At 49.4% G+C, this 20,874-nt stretch carries 18 protein-coding genes; 9 read left to right on the top strand and 9 right to left on the bottom strand.

Annotated elements, in window-relative coordinates; translation table 11 throughout:
- Window positions 1-206: 206 nt before the first annotated feature.
- The 6 genes from minC to B2739_RS03260 all read left to right on the top strand — a co-directional run bounded on the left by minC (window position 207) and on the right by B2739_RS03260 (window position 6,389).
- Window positions 207-977 carry a septum site-determining protein MinC gene (gene minC, locus B2739_RS03285; RefSeq protein WP_331344447.1) on the top strand — a complete coding sequence of 257 codons (771 nt, stop codon included), beginning with the start codon at window positions 207-209 and terminating at the stop codon, window positions 975-977.
- Between the two features lie 96 nt (window positions 978-1,073).
- A complete protein-coding gene (gene minD, locus B2739_RS03280; protein WP_331344446.1) occupies window positions 1,074-1,883 on the top strand; it encodes a septum site-determining protein MinD in 810 nt (269 codons plus the stop codon).
- Window positions 1,884-1,886: 3 nt separating this feature from the next.
- Window positions 1,887-2,144 carry a cell division topological specificity factor MinE gene (minE, locus tag B2739_RS03275; RefSeq protein WP_049630528.1) on the top strand — a complete coding sequence of 86 codons (258 nt, stop codon included), beginning with the start codon at window positions 1,887-1,889 and terminating at the stop codon, window positions 2,142-2,144.
- A 130-nt stretch (window positions 2,145-2,274) separates the two neighbouring features.
- Window positions 2,275-2,907 carry a 3'-5' exonuclease gene (locus tag B2739_RS03270; protein WP_331344445.1) on the top strand — a complete coding sequence of 211 codons (633 nt, stop codon included), beginning with the start codon at window positions 2,275-2,277 and terminating at the stop codon, window positions 2,905-2,907.
- Window positions 2,908-3,065: 158 nt separating this feature from the next.
- Window positions 3,066-4,607, top strand: coding sequence for a helicase HerA-like domain-containing protein (locus B2739_RS03265; RefSeq protein WP_331344444.1), 1,542 nt, complete (start codon window positions 3,066-3,068; stop codon window positions 4,605-4,607).
- Between the two features lie 177 nt (window positions 4,608-4,784).
- On the top strand, window positions 4,785-6,389 hold the full coding sequence (locus B2739_RS03260; protein ID WP_331344443.1) for a di-heme-cytochrome C peroxidase: 1,605 nt from the start codon (window positions 4,785-4,787) through the stop codon (window positions 6,387-6,389).
- Between the two features lie 53 nt (window positions 6,390-6,442).
- Here the strand turns inward: B2739_RS03260 and B2739_RS03255 are convergent, their stop codons facing one another.
- Together B2739_RS03255 and B2739_RS03250 are read right to left on the bottom strand one after the other, a co-directional pair.
- On the bottom strand, window positions 6,443-7,726 hold the full coding sequence (locus tag B2739_RS03255; RefSeq protein ID WP_331344442.1) for a mechanosensitive ion channel family protein: 1,284 nt from the start codon (window positions 7,724-7,726) through the stop codon (window positions 6,443-6,445).
- A gap of 70 nt (window positions 7,727-7,796) precedes the next feature.
- Window positions 7,797-8,306, bottom strand: a complete 510-nt coding sequence (locus B2739_RS03250; protein ID WP_331344620.1) for a M48 family metallopeptidase — start codon at window positions 8,304-8,306, stop codon at window positions 7,797-7,799.
- A gap of 444 nt (window positions 8,307-8,750) precedes the next feature.
- Between B2739_RS03250 and B2739_RS03245 the strand changes: the two genes are divergently transcribed.
- The 3 genes from B2739_RS03245 to B2739_RS03235 are packed head-to-tail and all read left to right on the top strand — an operon-like array spanning window position 8,751 to window position 12,664.
- Window positions 8,751-10,220, top strand: a complete 1,470-nt coding sequence (locus tag B2739_RS03245) for an undecaprenyl-phosphate glucose phosphotransferase (RefSeq protein WP_331344441.1) — start codon at window positions 8,751-8,753, stop codon at window positions 10,218-10,220.
- Complete coding sequence (locus B2739_RS03240) at window positions 10,210-11,442, top strand: hypothetical protein (protein ID WP_331344440.1); 1,233 nt, start codon at window positions 10,210-10,212, stop codon at window positions 11,440-11,442. The genes B2739_RS03245 and B2739_RS03240 overlap by 11 nt, the downstream gene beginning before the upstream one ends.
- 31 nt (window positions 11,443-11,473) lie before the next feature.
- Window positions 11,474-12,664, top strand: a complete 1,191-nt coding sequence (locus B2739_RS03235; protein ID WP_331344439.1) for a polysaccharide pyruvyl transferase family protein — start codon at window positions 11,474-11,476, stop codon at window positions 12,662-12,664.
- Window positions 12,665-12,773: 109 nt separating this feature from the next.
- On the opposite strand, the gene B2739_RS03230 is transcribed toward B2739_RS03235, so the two are convergent.
- From B2739_RS03230 to B2739_RS03200, 7 genes are all read right to left on the bottom strand, one after another.
- Window positions 12,774-14,267 (bottom strand): lipopolysaccharide biosynthesis protein, encoded by a 1,494-nt coding sequence (locus B2739_RS03230; RefSeq protein WP_331344438.1) that lies wholly within the window; start codon window positions 14,265-14,267, stop codon window positions 12,774-12,776.
- A gap of 80 nt (window positions 14,268-14,347) precedes the next feature.
- Window positions 14,348-15,409 (bottom strand): glycosyltransferase family 4 protein, encoded by a 1,062-nt coding sequence (locus B2739_RS03225; protein WP_331344437.1) that lies wholly within the window; start codon window positions 15,407-15,409, stop codon window positions 14,348-14,350.
- Window positions 15,410-15,420: 11 nt separating this feature from the next.
- Window positions 15,421-16,188: a WecB/TagA/CpsF family glycosyltransferase gene (locus tag B2739_RS03220; protein WP_331344436.1), complete on the bottom strand. Its 768-nt coding sequence runs from the start codon at window positions 16,186-16,188 to the stop codon at window positions 15,421-15,423.
- Window positions 16,188-17,330 (bottom strand): glycosyltransferase, encoded by a 1,143-nt coding sequence (locus B2739_RS03215; RefSeq protein ID WP_331344435.1) that lies wholly within the window; start codon window positions 17,328-17,330, stop codon window positions 16,188-16,190. The genes B2739_RS03220 and B2739_RS03215 overlap by 1 nt, the downstream gene beginning before the upstream one ends.
- Before the next feature lie 41 nt (window positions 17,331-17,371).
- Window positions 17,372-18,427: a glycoside hydrolase family 5 protein gene (locus B2739_RS03210; protein WP_331344434.1), complete on the bottom strand. Its 1,056-nt coding sequence runs from the start codon at window positions 18,425-18,427 to the stop codon at window positions 17,372-17,374.
- The gene (locus B2739_RS03205; protein ID WP_331344433.1) at window positions 18,424-19,554 is read right to left on the bottom strand and encodes a glycosyltransferase family 4 protein; all 1,131 of its coding nucleotides are present in this window, start codon (window positions 19,552-19,554) and stop codon (window positions 18,424-18,426) included. The genes B2739_RS03210 and B2739_RS03205 overlap by 4 nt, the downstream gene beginning before the upstream one ends.
- 3 nt (window positions 19,555-19,557) lie before the next feature.
- Window positions 19,558-20,865: a polysaccharide biosynthesis protein GumE gene (locus B2739_RS03200; protein ID WP_331344432.1), complete on the bottom strand. Its 1,308-nt coding sequence runs from the start codon at window positions 20,863-20,865 to the stop codon at window positions 19,558-19,560.
- Between the last annotated feature and the right edge of the window lie 9 nt (window positions 20,866-20,874).

Genomic DNA, 20,874 nt, shown 5'->3' with positions numbered 1-20,874 from the left:
AATGACCCTCAATGAGGGCGCAGGTACAGGTATGGATTCTTTATAGGAGTCTCGCGCTTAACGCGAGCTGAACTGTATACGAGCGACATAAGGGTCAAGGTGCAAGCCTTGCTTGACTAATCAGGTGGCACCCCGATAATGCGCACTTTCGTGAAAAATGCCCTCCGGGATTTATCCCACAGCCGAGCCCAATAAGCGAGCCACGCATGATCGATGTGAATTTCCAATTAAAAGGCAGTGCCGTTACCGTGGTGGTATTGGCGATTGTGCGTTACGAACCCAAGAGCCTGTTGGCTGAATTGAAAGAAAAGATCGTCCAGGCGCCGCAGTTTTTTAATAACTCACCTGTACTGATCAATCTGGATCGCCTTGAAAACCCCGAGAGCCTGAAAAAGCCTGCTGATTTACTTGCCATTTGTCGCGAGCTGGATTTACAACCACTAGGTTTTAGCGGCGTACCTGAGGTATTGTTAGCGGCGGTCAATAAGACCGGGTTGGCGGTACTGCCAACCCCCAGCGAACGAGCGCTCAAGCTGCCAAAAGCCGAGGTGGCAAAATCAGCTGAACCGGTTGTGGAGCGTGTGGTAGAAACGGTTGTCGAAACCGTGGTTGAGACAGTGATCGAAGAGCGGCTGGTGCAGCGCCAAAGCAAAGTGGTTACCCGCCCGGTGCGTTCCGGCCAGCAGATTTATGCCGAAGGTGCCGATCTGATTGTCCTTGCGCAAGTCAGTGAGGGTGCAGAAGTATTGGCCGATGGCCATATCCATATTTATGGCACCTTGCGTGGGCGTGCACTGGCAGGTGTAAAAGGCGACGAAAGCGCCCGTATCTTTTGCCAGCAGATGGAAGCAGAGTTGGTTTCCGTTGCCGGCAATTTTGTATTGCAGGATTCACTGCCGAAAGAATTATTAAAAAAACCAGTGCAAGTTTCTCTGAGCGGAGAAAAAGTGATTGTTGAAGCGCTGGTAAATAATTAAATGCTGTTGTGTTCACGCATTTAATCCGTTCTATTTTTTATTTTCGTTTAAAACCATTTTCTTAATTAGACATTGAATACAAACAGGAGCCTTCCCTTGGCCAAAATTATCGTTGTTACATCAGGTAAAGGCGGTGTGGGCAAAACCACATCCAGCGCAGCAATCAGTACTGGTTTGGCTATGCGCGGTCATAAAACAGTCGTGATTGATTTTGACGTAGGTCTGCGTAATCTGGATCTTATTATGGGTTGTGAGCGCCGCGTGGTGTACGACTTTGTTAATGTGATTAAAGGCGAGTCCACGCTTAACCAATCTTTGATTAAAGACAAACGCACCGAAGGTTTGTACATACTGCCTGCGTCGCAAACCCGCGATAAAGACGCATTGACGCGCGAAGGTGTTGAAGCCGTTCTCAATGAACTTGCTAAAGATTTTGAATACATTGTTTGTGATTCTCCTGCAGGCATTGAGCAGGGCGCATTGATGGCACTTTATTTTGCAGACGTTGCGATTGTAGTGACTAACCCTGAAGTATCCTCTGTACGCGATTCGGATCGTATCCTCGGTATTTTGCAAAGCAAATCCCGTCGTGCAGAACAAGGTTTGGAGCCAATCAAAGAGCACTTGTTGTTGACCCGCTATAATCCAGCGCGCGTTGATGCTGGTGAAATGCTCAGCGTAAATGATGTAGAAGAAATTCTGGCAATTCCATTGCTGGGGGTGATTCCTGAATCAGAAGCGGTATTAAAAGCCTCTAACCAGGGCGCACCGGTAATTCTTGATGAGGCAACACAGGCAGGCCAAGCGTATAGCGATGCAGTTGATCGTTTGCTTGGTAAAGATATTCCTCATCGCTTCCTTGAAGCGGAGAAGAAAAGTTTCCTGAAACGATTGCTGGGGGTGTAAGCCGTGAGCATTCTGGATTTTTTAATGAAAAAACGCGCGCCTTCATCGGCTTCTGTGGCCAAAGAGCGCTTGCAAATTATCGTTGCGCATGAACGGACCAAGCGCAACCTGAATCAGCCGGATTTTTTGCCGCAAATGCAGCAGGAAATTATTGCGGTGATCCGTAAATATATTCATATCGAATCGGATCAGGTAACAGTCAATCTCGACAATTCCGATAATTGTTCGGTATTGGAATTGAATATTACCCTTCCGGATTAATTGCGGTGCTGCGGTTATGTTGCAGCAAGATAAAAGGGATGCACTGGCTTGTCAGTGCATCCCTTTTTTTCTGGTGAATTAATATTAAAGATATAAATAGGTATGGTGAACCGCGCAAATGGTGATGGATGTGCAACAAAAATCAGCTGATCACTTGGTTGTATTTGACTTTGAAACAACAGGCCTCTCACCGGATATGGGTGACAGGGCGATAGAAATTGGTGCTGTGTTAATTGAAAGCGGCAAAATTACTGATCGTTTCCAGCAAGTGATGAACCCGGGAATCCGCATTCCATTATTTATTGAAAATCTCACTGGAATCACCAATTCCATGGTGAAAGAGGCGCGCAGTAATGCCGTGGTAATGGCAGATTTCTATGAATTTATTGCCGGGCATAATTTGGTTGCACACAATGCCAGTTTTGATGAGCGATTTTTGCGTGCAGAATTCCGGCGTATTAAAAAATACTTTTCTGGCGGTATAGTCTGCAGCTTGTTGGCGGCCCGCCGCATTTTTCAATTGGCTCCCAATCACCAATTGGCGACCCTGGCACAATATAAAAATTTACCCAGTGATGGTATTTATCACCGCGCATTGGCCGATGCTGAAGTAACTGCACATTTATGGTTAAGCATGCTTGATGAGTTGCGAGAGCAACATAATATAGATGCGCTATCATTTGGGTTTATGCACGCGTTGACAAAAACACCCAAGCATCAGCTTAAGAAGCTGTATGCGCAACAACAAACGCAATCCCTTTAGCCTATCGTAATTGGACGTGATGGAGTTGAATGCATGCGTTTGATCCCGCCAATATTACGGCAGCAAAACTGTCAGTGATAGCGGTCAGTCGTTTCAACCGGAAAACGTGAAATTTTTAAGTTGTTAGTATAAACAAACATTATTTTTCAGGATGCATTATGGGCAACTACTTTCTTATTGGCGGAAATGGGCAACAACATGCACAGCTGAATTTGCGTATGGCAAATCGCCACGGATTGATTGCGGGCGCAACTGGCACTGGCAAAACAGTGAGTTTACAAGTGCTCGCTGAAGGTTTTGCCAAAGCGGGTGTGCCGGTTTTTATGGCGGACATCAAAGGCGATTTGTCCGGCCTTGCCAAAGCGGGCAAGCCGCACGCTAAGGTCGATGAGCGCGTACAGCTGATGAATATTACGGATTATCAGCAGCGGTTATTTCCGTGTGTTTTTTGGGATCTGTACGCAAAAAAAGGCCATCCTGTACGCGCAACGATTTCAGATTTTGGGCCTTTATTGCTCGCTAATTTTTTTGACCTCAACGAAACCCAAACCGGTGTACTTTACGCTGCGTTTAAAATTGCCGACGATCAAGGCATGTTGATGTTGGATCTGAAAGATTTGCAAGCCATGCTCAACTGGATGAAAGATGAGCGCAAAAATTTGGAAGATGAATACGGTGGAATCAGTGAAGCCAGTATTGCTGCAATACAGCGCCGGTTGATGATGTTGGAACAAGAAGGCGCTGATCAATTTTTTGGTGAGCCCGCATTGGATTTAAATCATTTGATGCAAGTGACACTGGAGGGAACCGGCGTTGTCAATATTCTGGATGCAACCACGCTCGTCAATCAACCTAAACTCTACGCCATTTTTCTGCTCTGGCTGATTTCCGAGTTGTTTGAAAATTTACCTGAACAGGGCGATGCGGATAAACCCAAGCTGGTGTTCTTTTTTGATGAAGCGCATTTGCTTTTTAACGGAGCGCCCAAGCTGTTGGTTGATAAAATTGAGCAAGTGGTGCGATTGATCCGCTCTAAAGGTGTAGGCATTTATTTTATTTCCCAAAGCCCTGCCGATATTCCGGATTCAGTGCTTGGCCAATTGGGCAATCGTATTCAACACGCATTGCGTGCGTACACACCCAAAGACCAACAAGCGGTAAAAGTTGCAGCGCAAACATTCCGGCCTAATCCGGCATTTTCCACCGAAGCAGTTATCACCGAATTGGGAATAGGTGAAGCCTTGGTGTCGGTACTTGATGAAAAAGGATCACCCACGCCGGTTGAACGTGTGATGGTTGCGCCGCCCGCCTCACGTATTGGCCCTCTGACAGATGAAGAGCGAAGTGATGTGATGGCGCGCTCACCTTACAAGGCGATCTACAATCAGGTAATTGATCGCGAATCGGCCTACGAAGTGTTAAAAAATCGCGTTGCCCAGCAAACCCAATCGGATCAGCAACAAAAAATTCAGGAACAATTGCGTGCAGAGCAGGAGCGCATATTTAAACAGCAACAAAAAGAATATGCGCAGCAGCAAAAAGAACAACAAAAAGCTCAGCAACAAGCAGGGCGCACCAGTGCCAAGCGAGATTCAGCGGTAGATGCGTTTGCCAAAAGTGCGGCGCGCGCCATTGGTAGCAATCTGGGGCGGCAAATTGTGCGCGGCATTCTTGGATCGCTGTTGGGCGGGCGGCGTTAATCAGAGTGACATGTTAGGTGCGGTAATATGCGGATGAGGATTCATCGGCTATAGTCTTCATAGATTGCAGTTATAAAAAATTGTCTTGCAGGGAATTCGCATTCATCAGCGGAATTTAATGGATTTGGCCTCATCGGGATATGGGGCCAGTCATTAAACAATGTTGGAGGATGCAGCATGAAAAAAATAATTCCCTGGTTATTATTATTCGCAATGCCGCTACAGGCAGATGACACTCTGTATCTTGACCAAGGGTGGGATCATAAAACCCGCCAGCAACTTTCTTTCACCTCTTTTGGTTCCCGAATAATTCCTTACAGTTGGTTTATCGCCCTGGAACAAGCCGGGAGCACCACACTGTTGCGCGATAATAACAATATGCGCGCGTTGGGTTTTATTACGGCCTTGGCTGATGAGTACAATCCTGATGGCCTACCGGTTGGTGTGGTGCGTGATCGCGATCGTAAAAATGGTGATTATGTCGGATTGACTTGTGCCGCCTGCCATACCGGACAAGTGATTATTAATGGCAAACGTATCCGTATCGATGGTGGCCAGGCGTTAATTGATTTCACCGGCTTTGAACAACAACTCCTTGCAGCATTAAAAGCAACTGTTGAAGACAGCGAAAAATTTGCGCGTTTTTCAGCGAATGTTGCTGCTAGCTCCACAAAAGCCAAAGACCTTGTTAGTGTGGATGAACTTGCGGCACAGCTAAAAATCCGTATTGCAGAACTGGAACAACACTACGCCGTTAATGTAACAGATGTCCCTTATGGCCATGGGCGGCTCGATGCCTTCGGGCAAATTTTTAATGCGATTGCGGCAGAAGCCTTGGCGATGCCAGAAAATATTCGTATGCCTAATGCGCCCACAAGCTATCCGGTATTGTGGGATGCCTCCCACCTGAATGTTGTGCAGTGGAATGCCTCGGCACCGAACAAAGAACCCGGCCCGCTGTTCCAAAATGCTATTACGGCATTAGCGGTTTACGGTACTGTCAGTATCCACAAAAATAAAACGACTTATCCATCGTCGATCCGCATTAGTAATCTTGGCAATATGCAGCGCGATTTTTATCAATTGGTTGCACCCAAATGGCCAACAGAATTGGCCGGTGAATTCGATCAGGCAAAAATTGCAGCAGGAAAAAAACTCTACGATCAATATTGTCTTGAGTGTCACAGCATTGTTGATCCCACCCATAAAAAACGTAAATTGCGCGCAGTGCTCACGCCTTATAAAGAAGTGGGGACTGACCCGTTAATGGCGGAAAATTTTATCCAGCACAAAGTCAAAAGCGGCATTCTGGAAGGTGAAAAAGCAATGGTATTGTTTGGCGATAAATTGCCTGCCGAAACATCGCCTTTGGATTTGGTAACGCATGCGGCTACCGGTGCTTTGTTGAATCAGCCTTGGCAAACCACAAAAGCACTCTTTAAAGAATATCGCTCCAATGATGATCCGCCACAACAGTCCGTCTATAACAGTTATAAAGCGCGGCCAATTAACGGTGTTTGGGCATCTGCGCCTTATTTACACAATGGTTCTGTGCCCACGATTTATGATTTGCTGCTGCCTGCCGCACAGCGCCCGGTATCGTTTTATGTGGGCAATATTGAACTGGATACAAACAAGGTGGGTTACCAGACTCACTCGGGGGACAACACCAGTTTTTTCAATACCCGCCTGCCGGGTAATTCCAATGCGGGGCATGAATACGGTACACAACTGTCCGAAGATGAACGCTGGGCGTTGGTAGAGTATGTAAAAAGTTTGTAACCCTTGCGAGAAAAAAGCCGGTCAGTTGACCGGCTTTTTTAATTTGTCATTTTTTATTCGTTATTAGCGATAGTGGTTGTTGTTTTGGTGAATGTTTTTCCTATTTGCTGCATGTCGTAACCTGTGGGCGATTGGTAAACCCGCAGACCGAATTCAGGCAAGACCGCAAAAATGTGATCAAAAATATCGGATTGTATATTTTCATATTCAGTCCATTGCGTGTTATTGGCAAACGCATAAATTTCTAACGGAATACCTTCGGCACCCGGGCTGAGTTGGCGCACCATGTGGGTCATATCCAGATTAATGTGAATGCTTGTTTTTAAATAGGCGTTTAGATATGCACGGAAAGTACCTAAATTGGTAAGGCGGCGGCCATTAGCGGGGTTGCTGGTATCGATGTTATTAGCGCTATTGTATTGGGCAATTTCGGTTAATTTATTTTCAATATAATCACTCAGTAAATGTGCTTTACGCAGCTTGTTAATATCGTCTTCAGTCAGAAATTTAACACTGGTTGCATCAATATGGATTGCGCGTTTGATACGTCGCCCCCCCGATTCTGACATGCCGCGCCAATTTTTAAATGAATCGGAGATCAGCGCATAGGTAGGCACGGTGGTGATGGTTTTATCCCAGTTGCGAATTTTTACTGTTGTTAAATTAATATCGGTCACTTCACCATCAGCGCCGTATTTAGGCATTTCCAACCAATCGCCCAAGCTGAGCATTCTGTTGGCCGACAATTGGATGCCTGCTACCAACCCCAAAATGGGATCTTTAAATACCAATAATAAAATTGCGGTCATGGCTCCCAAACCGCTGAATAAAATCAGCGGCGATTTGCCAATCAATAATGCAATAGAAAAAATCAGCGCGATGATGGCACCGATTAATTTTACTCCCTGAAATAAACCGCGCAGTGGCAAACGGCGTGCCGACTCACTGGCTGCGCTCACATCTTCAAGCGTATCCAATAATGAGAAAAATGAGAGCAAGCCGAACAGCAATATCCACAAATGGGTAATGACTTCAATTGCGGGTAGTTCTCCTGCATCGGTATCCAGCCACAAGCGCGCTTGTGTATAGATGATGATGCCTTGCAGTGTTAATGCGAGGCGCGTAAATAATTTGCGCTGATAGAGTGCGCGCGCCCAGACTTGCTGTGAGTCTTGCGTGTTGGCGCGCACAATGTTCAACACCACGCGGTGCAAAACCCAATGAATCACCAGCGATGTCAATATGATTACCAGGATGATGCTGGCGACATAAGCTTGTTCACTGTTTCCCAATCCAAAATGGGTTAACAAATCCCGTAAATGAATTTCTATCGCCACGGTTACCTCTCTTGTCAATTGGTGATTATGCGTATTGTGCTACGCAGCTGATATTAATGACGGCCGGATGTTATCCGGCGTAAATATCCCCAAAAAGTTCAATCTGGGTTAAATACAAGCGCAAATCAAATTCATATTGATGGTAATTGGGCTCCATATGTTGGCAGAGCTGATAAAACGCTTTGTTGTGTTCCTTCTCTTTAAAGTGTGCAAGTTCATGCACCACTATCATTTTCAGGAAAGCTTCCGGGGTTTTGCGGAAAACGCTGGCAATTTTAATTTCATTGACGGTTTTTAATTTCGCGCCCTGCACCCGGCTGATGTAGTGATGTTGGCCAAGCGCGTGCTGGATGACTTTGATCTTGCTGTCATAGCTCACCCTGCTTAAGGGCTGGGTCTTGCCCATGTATTCACTTTTGATGGTTTGGGTGTATTGGTAGAGCGCATTGTCGGTGCGGACATCGTGCACCTGCGGGTAGCGCTTGAGCAAAATTTCCTTCAGCCGTCCTTCGGCAATGATCTGCTGAACCTGGGTGAGGGTTTCGGTGGAGTAGCCGGTGAGATATTTCAATTGGGTCATAGCAGTGCGCAAATCGGTCAGACTGTGGTTATAAGCGACAGCCATTATAAAGGTTACATCGGCTTTAAGTAAAAATTGGTCGGGCCGGGTAAAAATTACAGAGCTCTCCTTGGTGCATTCGTGTTTTGACGTTGCTTTATCCTGGGGCGACGACAGTGATCAATGTACAAACTCGTTATTTTTATTGTTTCGATGTATTGATTTGTGAGGTTCGACTTTTTTCTAGCGGATTTTTTTCACGCTTTTGATGTGCATTGTTCGGGAAATGTGTTTTGTAAAAAAATATCGCTGATTGTTGGCCTGAAAAATGCTTTTCTCCTCATTGAGGCAGACAAGGATTGGCCGTGTATCGCTAAAAATTGTTGCCGCCCAATAACGTTTTATACACAACACGTCATTTGCATATTCGTGACTTACTCATGAGTCATTCGCATGGAGGTAGTAATGAGCGATTTATCGGTAGAAAGTGTTGCGGTCAACCCGGTTAGCCCTATCAGCAACTTGTCGAGCGAGCCGCCTGTGGTTCGTTTTCATCACTCCAAAATATTGGCCCTTTTTCGCGCGATCGACAGCGCAATTATTGTGTTCATGCTATGGGCTTGTCTCAGCTTAACGGGGCTGCATTGGAATAATGTGTACACCACATTTGCTATAGCCGCCGTCATTGTGTTCAGTTTTTTTGCCGAGAGTAATGAAGTTTATTATTTGTGGCGCGGCCATTCCATGCGCGATCTTGCGGTGCGTTTATTTTTGGCCTGGTTTGCGACTTTATTGTTTTTGGTGCTGGCACTGGCAGCGGTGTATCCCTTTGTTAATTACGGTGTGCTTCCTATAGCGGCATGGCTCGTGACAACACCGGTAGTGATGGTGGGTATGCATATCGGCAGGCGTTTGGTATTAGCGCGTTTGCGCGCAAAGCCAACCGAGCCGCGCCGTGTTGCCATTATTGGTGCAAATGATTTGGGCTTGCGTTTAATTAATTCGATGTCCGACATGCCCTGGTTGGGCTACAAGGTCGTGGGATTTTATGATGACCGCGTATCCAATAATGATATAGGCCGTCGTCTTGTAGGTGGCAATATTAATGTTAAAGGCGGATTGGACCAACTGTATCAAGACGCTCATGATGGCAAGTTGGATCTTGTTTTTGTTGCACTACCGATGCGCGCAGAGTTGCGTATGCGCGCTGTTATTGATCGCCTTGCCGATACCACTGTATCGCCTTACGTTATTCCCGATGTATTTAATTTTGATCTGTTGCATTCGCGCATGACCTGTTTGCAAGGTATTCCGGCACTGAGTATTTATGATTCACCTCTGGTAGATAATAGCTGGGCCAAACGGTTGGAGGATTTGGTGTTGGGTCTGGGTATTTTATTGGTGTTGGCGATTCCCATACTGATAATTGCCGCGGGTGTAAAACTGACTTCTCCCGGGCCGATTTTTTTCAAACAAACCCGCTATGGTATGGGTGGTGAAAAAATTAAAGTGTGGAAATTTCGCTCCATGACTGTGTGTGAAGATGGTGCAAATGTTGCGCAAGCAAAACGCGCTGATCCGCGCATTACTCGCTACGGAAATTTTTTACGCCGCACCTCGCTCGATGAGCTTCCACAATTGTTTAATGTTATTTCCGGCAGCATGTCATTAGTGGGGCCTCGCCCTCACGCTGTGGCGCACAATGAATATTATCGCGGGCAAATTAAAGGCTACATGTTGCGCCACAAAGTAAAACCCGGCATTACCGGTTTGGCGCAAGTGAATGGTTTTCGCGGTGAAACTGAAACGCTCGATAAAATGTCTGGCCGTATTGCCTATGATTTGGAGTACATTCGCAATTGGTCGGTTATCTTGGATATCAAAATTTTATGGAAAACCATTTTTAAAGGATTCGTTAATACCAATGCATATTGAGCTGGTGTTTATGCAACAAATGCCAACAAAACAAATGTCGATGACAAAATGCTTGATTAAGAAAACATTTGTTACACAAGGCGCAGTAAACACACTTGCAGCAATGCTGCTTTTGGGGGCACCCGGTATTAGCGTTGCTGCAACAGATCGCTTCAGTTTGACTCTGGGCGCGCAAGAATATTGGGACAGTAATTTTGCGCGCAGTGCGGATACAGATTCTGAACACTACACGCATCTGTATACATCACTTGCACTGAAAGAACGTTTTAGCAAACAGAATTTTTCCTTGAATGCCAGCGCTAACCGTTATGAGTATGCCGAGCGTGAAGATTTGGATGCAAATTTTTACGAAGGGCAGGCGAGTTGGCGCAGCGATTGGAATCGACGGGTAAAAACGTCGGTCGCCTGGACGCGCGATGCTTATGCTGTTGATCGTTTGGAGTTTGCAGATAAAGACATAGTGGCACTTGAAAATCTGCAAGGCCAAATCACGTTGAACGCCAACAACAGTGTGGGGTTTGTGATGGGTGTGCGGCAGGCCGAACAGACCCATTCCAACGACCTGCGTGAATCGCTGAATTTTGATGAAGAAGAATGGTTTGCCGCGGGCACTTATACCACGGCAAACCAATCTTCTTTAGGTATACGTTTGCGCGATGGTGAGCGGCTTTATTTACAACCCGTGCTCATTAATCCTGATAGAAACGTGCGCGTACTGGATTTTGAGTATCGTCAATTAGCCTTGGAAGGTGTTTGGGCATTCACACGCAAAACCCGGATGGGGTTTACTGCCGGACGTTTTAAGCGCGAAGGTGATATCAACGAAGGAACGGGAACCCAGGCGTTAGTCGATTTCGAATGGAACATTAGCAACAAACTCAACCTCGCACTCAGCTACAGCCAAAGTGAACCTGCAGTGGGTGAGACTTCTGATTCTCCGGCGGATATTCGCACCAGCAAAGTGGTATTGAGTTGGGAACCTTCTGCCAAGTGGTCGCTCAGCATGGATGCGAGTTATAGCGACCTTGCCTATTTAGCGCGGCTGGATGATCCAGCGCGCGACGAAAATATTACGATTATCAGCCCATTGCGCTTGACGTACCGATTATCGGACAGTCTGGCAATCCGGATGAATAGTCAGTGGGTTGATCGTGAATCTCCGTTGTTATATCGCGATTATGACTACGCATTAGCAGCGATAGGATTTAATTTTACGTTTTAATTTTTTGGCATAGGATTGTGAGGAAAAAATTATGGGTAATTTAGCAGTTTCACTAGGTTATGCGCTGTCGGGATTACGGGGAAAAGAAGAGACCAGTGAGCGCTCTGCGCTAATCATTCCGTGCGCTGCGCCTGGCAGTTTAGGTGATGCGGCGATGGTTTCCGGATCGATCCGAAGCTTGCGCGATGCAGGTATTGCAAAAGTGGATTTGCTCGACAGGAGTAGATGGGGGCTCGACGAGACTATCGACAAATGTATTACGGCTGAGCGTTTTTTTTATAAACAATCTGTATTGCAACAGATGTTATTAGTTGCACGCTTACCTGAATATGCAGAATGTTATTTCACTGGGGCGGATGTAATTGATGGCGCTTACAATCCCAACTCGGTGTGCGCACGTTTATCTCTGTTGGCTGAGGCAGCCAGGTTGGGCAAAAAAGCCACGCTCCTGGGTGCCAGTTATAATATGCGCCCTGAACAGAAGACAAAAAATGCACTGCGTAATTTACCGGAATCGGTAACTATTTGTGCACGCGATCCGGTATCAAAGTTACGCATGGAAGAGACGTTGAACCGACCCATTCGTCAGGTCGCAGATTTAGCTTTTTTATTGCAGCCTCGCGCTGATCATCCAGCAGCCTTAAGCGCAACGCATTGGATTAGCATGCGTCGCGCCGCGGGTGATCAGGTTATCGGCCTGAATGCCAACTGTTTACACGCCGCAAAAGATCCAGAAATTATTCGTGCGCTTAAGGTGTTTGTGAAGAGCCTATTGCGTCACTCTATTTCGATTGTGTTAATTCCGCATGATACTCGCTCGCAAATGCCAGATGAAAAATTGTTGCAGTTAGCCATTGCTGATGTTCCTGAACGGGATCGCGAGCGAATCTACGCATTGCCGCCGGTAAGTCCGGGTGTAGTTCGTGCGGTCACAGCAGAGTTAGACTTTCTGGCTACCGGAAGAATGCATGCAGCGATTCTTGCAATGACTGGAACAACACCTGCATTTTGTTTTGCGTATCAGGATAAATTTGAAGGATTGTTCCAGCATTTTAATTTGGTGGATGCCGATTTATTGTCATCGCCCAAAGAATTAACTGAACAGCCAGAGGTTGTGGCAGAAAAGTTCTTGCAACTCTTGCCCATGCAGCAAACCCTGCGCAAACGTATAGCAATTGCGTTGCCGTCGGTAATTGCGTTGGCGAAAAATAATTTTGCGTAATTTTTTATGTAATTAAATGTGCACCAAGAGTTGGGCTTGATAGGTGATATTTATTTCCCATCAAGCCCAATTTTTTTGGTTCACTCATTTTTGTGCGGCATGGCTTGGTTTAAGCTAACCCCAAAAGGCGCTGAAGTTTGTGGATTGCCGGTTTTGCTTTAGCAGGTGCCATAGAGGCACTTTCACCCAGAAAATGTTTGGTTTCCTGACGGAAAATGCACGACATGATCACAACGTAAATAATTCCTCCTGCACCAGCCAATAACAATAACCGCACACCTAAATGTATATCGCCAGGAAGCACCAGATATTTAATGGCGAGCACCGCAGCAAACATAATAAACGCAGCGCAACATGTGGGGGCGATAGTGCGCAACTGGCGTCCGATACTTACTGCGAATACCTGTTTGAAAAACCACATATTGAAAAAAATACTGAGGTAGGCGCGCAGCGCAAATCCAGCGGCGGCCATAATAATTCCGTAGCGCACTAATAAAAAGCCTAATACACAATTCAGTGTAAATGCGATGCAGGCCAACCACATGACTTTTTGCGAGTGCCCGCTGGCGGTGAGTGCGGAATTTACCTGATAGCTAATTACCAGTGGGGCGATCCCCAATGCTAACAGTGTCATTAATTGCCCGCTCTGCGCCCATTTGCTGGTAAACGCGAGCTCAATAAATTCTGGCCCCACTGCTGCGGCACCAAAAAAAATCGGAAAGGTAAAGTATGCACTCATACGTATTACCCGCAGTGTGGCATGGGCGCGGGCATCTTGCTCGTTCAGGCGTGAAAGCGCAGGCAACAGGGTTTGCTCAAAAGGTTTGAGGACAATTTCCTGCAAAATAAATAACGCGCGGCCACCCACCCTGAAAAAGCCCAGTGCTGCCGGTCCGAGTAATAAACCCACCAGCACTTCATATATTTTTGTTGCAATGTTGCTGAGCATTTGTGCGAGTGTGAGTGGGGTTGAAAAACGCAAGAGCGCACGGCTATGTGCGCGTGAGAAATGCCAACCGGGAAGCCAATGTGCACTTTTCAGCGTGATTAACGTGACGAGTAATTGGTTGATGAGTTGCTGCCATACCAGCGCCCATACCCCATAACCCAAAAATGCCAGCGCTACGCCCACTGCGCCTGCAAACAAACTGCCGACAACTGTACGCAGTGCGATAGCGCGGAAATTAAACTCGCGTTTGAGTTTGCCCTCGTGTACCGCTTTAATACCTTCCAGCACAAAAATAATAGAGAGCACTTGCACCAGTAATTCTGCGCGTGTGTCGTAGTAGTAAGCGATCACCGGTGCGGCAATAAAAAACACCAACGCGGTTACCAACGCCGCCAACAATAGGTTGAGATAAAAACAGGTGGCAGCGTAGCGTTCGTCCCATTCGGGGTAGCGGACTATGGCTTGCGGTAAACCGGCATTAACCAGAATTTTTCCCAGTTCAACCACGATCAAGGCAAAGGCAACCAGGCCGATGTCTTCCGGCGTAAGCAAACGCGAGAGGATGATAAAAATAATAAAACTGATAACACTGTTACCGCTTGCGGCTGCGCTCATCCACAGCGTACTTTTGCCAAAATTCTTTTTCAGGCTCATAACGTTTTTGAATTGCCTTTGGTCATGTGTTCATACAGGTTAGCCAGTAAAGCCTGCTCTACCGGTATTTATATTGTGTTTCAGGAATGTGTCAGCGCAGGTTTACCGGGGCGTGCAGTTAACTGGCGATAAAAATCCAGAGTGCTGCGAGCCAATTTGTCCCAATCGTAATTATCGAGTGGACATTCTTGTGGGCGTGTGCTGTTTTCCAATGCGATCAGCGCGTGTTGTAAACAAGCCGATGTCAACTCACCGGTATAGCCGTATATCCAGTGTGAGCCGAGGCTTTTTTGCAAATCCGCCACAGCACCCATATGCGGCGCAATCACCGGGCGGTTGTACGACAGTGCAAGCAAGAGTGCGCCGGAATTAAGGATGGCTTTGTACGGCAAGATCACGACATCGGCAGCGCTCATATAAAGATTAAGTTCGTCGTCCGGAATAAATTGCAAAAATAAACGATGGTTTGGCTGCTTCAGGTTTTCCAGAATTTCGCGCAACTCGGGGGAATCCGGTTTACCTGCAATAACCAATTGGTAATCGCCCAAATGTGCGCTGTTAAACGCGTTCATTAAACCGGGAATATTTTTGTAGGGTTTGATCATGCCCACAAACAACAGCACTTTCTTTTTGGTGTTCAAACCCAGTGTTTGCTTTGCCTCTTGCGGCGCGATTGCTGCGGGGTAGCAATTGCGATAGTGGCCGTGGGGAATAATGGCGTAATGGCTATCATGCGAGGGTTGGTAGCGTTGGTAAAACGCTGCCTTGTTGGCCTCGCTCATAAAAATAAAACCGTCACAGCGACGGATAAACCATTGCATAAACCAACGTGACAAGCGTGGGTGCAGTGCATCGTGCGGGGCGGTGTTGTGTACGGTCCAGACCAACTTTATGCCCCTGAGTTTGAGCAGGCAGACAATTGCGCCCAACAATAAAATCCGCTGCCAGCTTTTGCCCAGCCCGGGTTGGTTGATATAGCCATCCGGCCAATGGAAATGCACCAGCTGCGCATCGCTTTTGAGCGCATCGGCGTGGCGATATTCACTAACGTCCACGCCCAGGTGTTGCAGTTCCCGGTACAGGAGTGCGTTGTAGGGATTGACCTTTTCGTTGCTAAATGCCGGTGAGGCAAGAATTCGCATAGTGAAATTCCTCAGTGGCTATTGCCGGTATCAAGGCGTTTACCGGTGCGCAGGCAAAGTGCGAGAAAGCGGCCAATGTCCAGGGTATAGCGACGTGCCAGCCGCGCTGGCTCAAGGCACAAGCGGTAAAGCCATTCCAAACGGAAGCGCCTTACCCACTCGGGTGCGCGGGCTTTGTCGCCTGCGAGAAAATCCAGCAGCGCACCAATGCCGAACAGCAGCGTGGGTTGCAGGCGATGGCGCTGTTGCAGTATCCAGCGCTCTTGCAAGGGATTACCCATCGCTACCAACAAGACGTTTGCACCACTGGCATTGATGCGTTCAACCAACAGGTCGGTATCGGCAGCTTGTGCGTAGCCATCGCAGGTGCCCACTATATTGACCCCGAATTGGGTGCGCAGGGTGTCTGCGGCGCGCTGTGCAACGCCCGGTTTGCCGCCGAACAGGAAGACCTTTCCCTGTTGCCCAAGGGATTGTAAAAACGCTGGCGTGAAATCGGTGCCGTTGAGATTCTCTGGAAAACGGGTGCGGTGTACCAGCCAGGTGGCGATATCCACACCTATGCCATCGTTGATGACAAGTGTGTCTTTCACCATACCGGCTTGCAGCCCCTGACATTGGACAATGAAGTTGGTGTTGGCAAAAAACAGCGCCGTTTGCTCACCCTGATTGAGTTTGCGGCTTAGCTTATCCATCAATTGCGGGCCGGTAGTGCGCAGCACACTAAATCCGCCCAAGGCAAGGCGGTCATGGGGGGTTTGGTTGATCGCGCTATTCATCACGCCATCTCCGTATCGGTGAAGGTGCGTGGGCTGAGCATGCGCTCGGCAACTTGCTGCCAATTGAGCACGGGTTGGGTGCGCAAGGGCTGGGTGGGGTGCAATGCCCGCTCAATCGCAGCGGCGATAGAGTTTTCATCGCCCAGGTCGTACCCGAAACGGTTGCTGTAGTCGGCGGCAATAAAATGCGGGCAGATCGCGGGCACGCCGAAAAATGCATACTGGATCAGCTTCATGGAGGTATCGCGCAGGTAAACCGGCAGGTTGACGCTGGAATAGGGCGCGATTCCCAGCTGCGCATGTTTGATATAGGGCAGCGTTTGGGCAAACGGCATTTCGCCGTACAGATGCACATTGGGGCCGTAATCCGGATGGGCAGGTTGGCCGCAGCCAATAATGTGGAAGTGAATATGCGGAAAACGGCGCGAGGCCAGCACAAAAAATTCCGGATCGAACAACATCGAGCCGACCGACACTGCATGTATACCCTCACCGTAGGGCGAGGGGTCAGCTTGCTCGGCAACGGCGTGGTCGATTCCATGGGGTACAAACGCCAGATTGTGGCGGCTGGGAATGCCATCGGCCAGAGCTTTGGATGGCAGGGCGATGGTGTCCATTTGCGGTGCGGCCTGTGCAAAGGCTTCGTTCACATAGTCGGCCACATTGATGGTATCGAGCGCATCGGAGGCGCGGTACAGCACTTTCGCGCTCGGGTTGAGGCGTTTAATCAAGCCGAAGAAGATTGGTGCAACCCCGCTTTCCAGCAAGATCACGTCCGCTTCTTTGATCCAGCGGCGCAATACCGGATTGCGGCCGCGGCTGTAGAGCGCATACATCAGGTTCTCGACCGGGCGCAGCCAGCTGCGGCGGGTGTTGAACGGATGGTACAAGGTTTTCCACAGGTAACATTCCACCCCCTGAAATACGCTTATCTTGTTGGCTTCACTATCGAGCGACAGGCGTGGATCGTGCGTGTAGCGCGACAGTTTGCTGTAGCGCAGAGAGAAAAAGCGCGTAGTGCCCAGCTTGGCCAGCTCGCGGGTTATGAAGTGAATGTTGGCGCGGCGCGGTGAGCGGTAATCGTGTGCGGAAAGCACCAAAAAGACAGGCTTGGGGCCAGCCATTGATTCGGTTGGGGTCATAGATAACTCCTTAATGTATCCCGATCGGTAATCTTGAACATTCATTGCGGCGGCTCACCCGGAGCCTGCGGGGCGCTCAGGTCATCACCGCGATAAAACTGGTTTTTCAGCGGAGTCCATTGGGGCGATGGGGTATCGGCGTTGGTATTGAGTGCAAACGGATAAGCGCCCCACCAACTACCGGCCGCCCAATAACTCCAGCCTTTCCACTCGTTGCCTTTCATCAACTGCAGAAATCGCTCCAGTGTTTGCAGGCAGCCTTCGGTTGCCGCCATACCAAATTCGCCAAGGAATAATGTCAGGCCATTTGCTTGTGCCCATTGGCCAATGCGTTCAAAGCGCGCGTTGAAGTGGTCGGGGGGGTAGCAGTCTTGTGCCATGCCGGAGTAATAGGTGTCGGCATATTGATGTACTTCAATCACGCTGCGCTTGAGTGGATCATTCAGTCCTGCGAATGCCTCGGCGTTAGAGAGTCCATCGTGTTCGTGAAACCAACTGTGCAATCCGTTCCAGCCGCCGCCTCCCACCATCACCAAGTGGGTGGAGCCAGCCGCACGCAGCGCAGCCAGAGTGCGCTTGGCCAATGCGGCCCAGGTTGCCAGAGGGATATGCGCCGGTTCATTCATCAGCCCCAAGGCCACATAGTCAGGGTTGTCCAATTGCCCTGCCAACCGCACCCACAGCTGGACAAAGGCCTCCTGTGCTTGCGGGGTATTAATGGGATCTGCGTAGTATTTGGCGTAGTTATGAACATCCAGCAGCACGCACAAATCATTCAGTTGTGCTTGCGCTACCACGTTTTGGATACGCTTGAGTTCAGCGGCATCAAAACTGCCACCAAGGCTCGGCTGCAAGCGTTCCCAGCGAAACGGCAGGCGGATGATGTTGGCACCCTGAGCTGCGATGTAGGCAATCTCTTTGCTGGTGGGGTAGGTGTAATCCTTAAACACAACGCCCGGCAGCTTTCGGGTATTGAACTCGGCACCGGCCAGATTCACACCGGTGAGCCGGGTTTTATCCAGACAGCCCGCCCAGCTATTGCCGGAGGTCAGCGCTGGCAAAACGATGCTCAATGCCAATACCAGAAACCTGTTCATGGCCGTCGTCTCACCTGTTGGTAAAGTTCCAGATAGCGGTCAGCCACCTCGGGCCAGGCGTAGCGCCGGGCAAAATCCATCGCTTCTGCGCGGCGCAATTGGTAGCTGCTTTCACCTTCTTCATGCAGGCTGAGCAGGTTGTTTACGGCAGCAGTCGGTGCTGCATCCAGCGGGGTCAGGAATCCCAGACGGGATGCTTCAACCAAACGGCGGAACGGCGGTATATCGCTCAGGATAGGCGTTAGCCCCGCGCTCATCGCTTCAATCGGGGCGATACCAAAACCCTCGTGGCGCGACAGGCACAGGAAGTAGCTGGCCTGCCGGATCAGGCGGCGGATTTCGTCATCACTGGGGTTGGCGATTAGCTGTACGGCATCTTTCAAGCCCAGCCATTCAATGTGCTGGAGCAACTCTTCCGCATTGTGGTCGTATTCGCGCCCGGCGATGGCAAAGCGCCATTGCGGGTTTTTGCGGTGCAGGGCGGCAAACAGTTCCAGAGCTGGCAGCAGCCCTTTGTTCACTGACCAGCGGCCGAAATACACAATGCTGGGCTGCAATACACTGGCGGCCTGATTGGCGTACTTTTCAATATCCACCCCGTTTTCAATGACCTGCAGTTTGCGCTCTCCCATGATCTGGCTAAACAGATGGCCGTCGTTGGCACTGGTGGCGACCACTTTGCTGTAGGCATTGGATGACAGGCGGGTAATGGTTTTGAAATAGGCTTGCTTGGCGCGCGAGGCGAAATCGGTATGAAAAAAACCGCCATGGGTGGATAGCACCAGCGGGCGCTTGTGCAACCACTTGGTGGCGGCGAGGAAATCGTAAAAGAAGTCTACTCCGTGGACATGGATGACATCGCTATCGCCCAGATGCTGGAGGATTGCCGGGCAGAGAGGGTAGCGGCTGGAGCCTTTGTAGGGCAGGCGGATCACTTCTACGCCGTCTATGGATTCCTGCGCGGGTAAACGCTCATCGGTGTTGCGGAATAACCGGTCGAGCGTAACGATGCGCGTTGCCTTGTGACCGGAGCGCAACTGGTGGCGGGCGATATTGCGCACCACTTCCTCCATCCCGCCGATGGAGGGTAAATATTGGCGGACCACATGGGTGACACTGATCGACATGGGCTAGCTCCCGTTATGCAAAAGGGGATTGGTGGCAGGGTTGGCGGCAACGCCCCCGATACCGACGCGGCGCGGTGCCGGGTTTTGCAGCATGCAGCCGAGCATGCACCACAGCAGCGCTGAGGTTTTGAATGCAAAGAGCGATGTTCCGCTGACCGCTAAAATCAACGCCATATAAAGTGATGCAAGTGCGCGGAAGCGACGGCTGCGTTCATCAGGCAAGGGTTGTAACCACAGGCTGAACCACAGCAACAGGCACAAGGGCAAACCGAAGCCGGCAATCAGATAGGCGTAGCCCATATCACCAAAATAGGGTGGCACGGTGAACGCAAACAACAGGTCTGTATCAAACTCCAGAAGCGACAAACCACTCACGGTCAAACGCCCCATAAGGTCATCGCCATGATGTTCACTGATGGCTCCAGCCAGCATGACCAGCGATACCGCAACAAACGGGGCGAGCATGGCCAGATTGAGCAGGGGGCCGCGCAGCAGCAGGCGTGTGGCGAGCATCAGTGGTAACAGCAGGAGTGCAAAGCGGGAATCGCACAGGACAATCATCACTATCGCCGCGCCGATGAAAAAGACCGATTTGCGCCAGTCTTTGCCGTCACGGCTAAAGCCCCAAGCCGCAACAATAGTGGCGAAGTTGCCCAGCGACACCGGCTCCAGAAACACCGACGATACGCGGTGGTTGCCCAGCAACCCGGGCAGCAAGGTGCGGCCAATTCCCTCGGGGCGGGTGCCATTGAGCTGCAATTTGCTGTCGCGTACAAAATCGGTAATTGGTGCGAGGTTTCCGGTGCTGACGTAGTAACTGAAAATATCGAAAAAGCGGGTATAGGTATCGAGCATCAATAATTCAAATAGCCCCAGGGCGATGACCACCACAATAATCGGCGGCAGAGCGCGGTCGATCATTTCAGGCCGGCCGATATTGCAGCCAAACCAGAAGAAACACAGGGGGATGATCAGGTCGCGGAAGGTTTTGGGGTTGAGCCAGCCGCTGGCCAGTGCAGCGATACAAAAATAGGCTCCGGCCAGCAGCGCGATCATGATGAGCCCCGGCAGTAACCGGCGCATCAATAACGGCACACAGGCAAGCATGATCAGCACTTCGGTCAGCCCGACAATCGCCACTGAGGTGTGCAGCCCAAACGTATTCATCAGGCACAGCAACGCCTGATAGGCCACTGCCGCAAGCAAAACACCTGTCACCCATAGCTGCTCATGGCCAGTCTCTGTACCCAAGGCGCGGGCAGATTGCGGCAGGCGTTTGTCCGGGAGCGTACTGGCTATTGAATCGTTCATCTGGACCTT

Origin of the sequence: Cellvibrio sp. UBA7661 (assembly GCA_002483365.1) — a bacterium.
Lineage (GTDB): Bacteria > Pseudomonadota > Gammaproteobacteria > Pseudomonadales > Cellvibrionaceae > Cellvibrio.
This window is presented reverse-complemented; position numbering and strand designations above follow the sequence as displayed.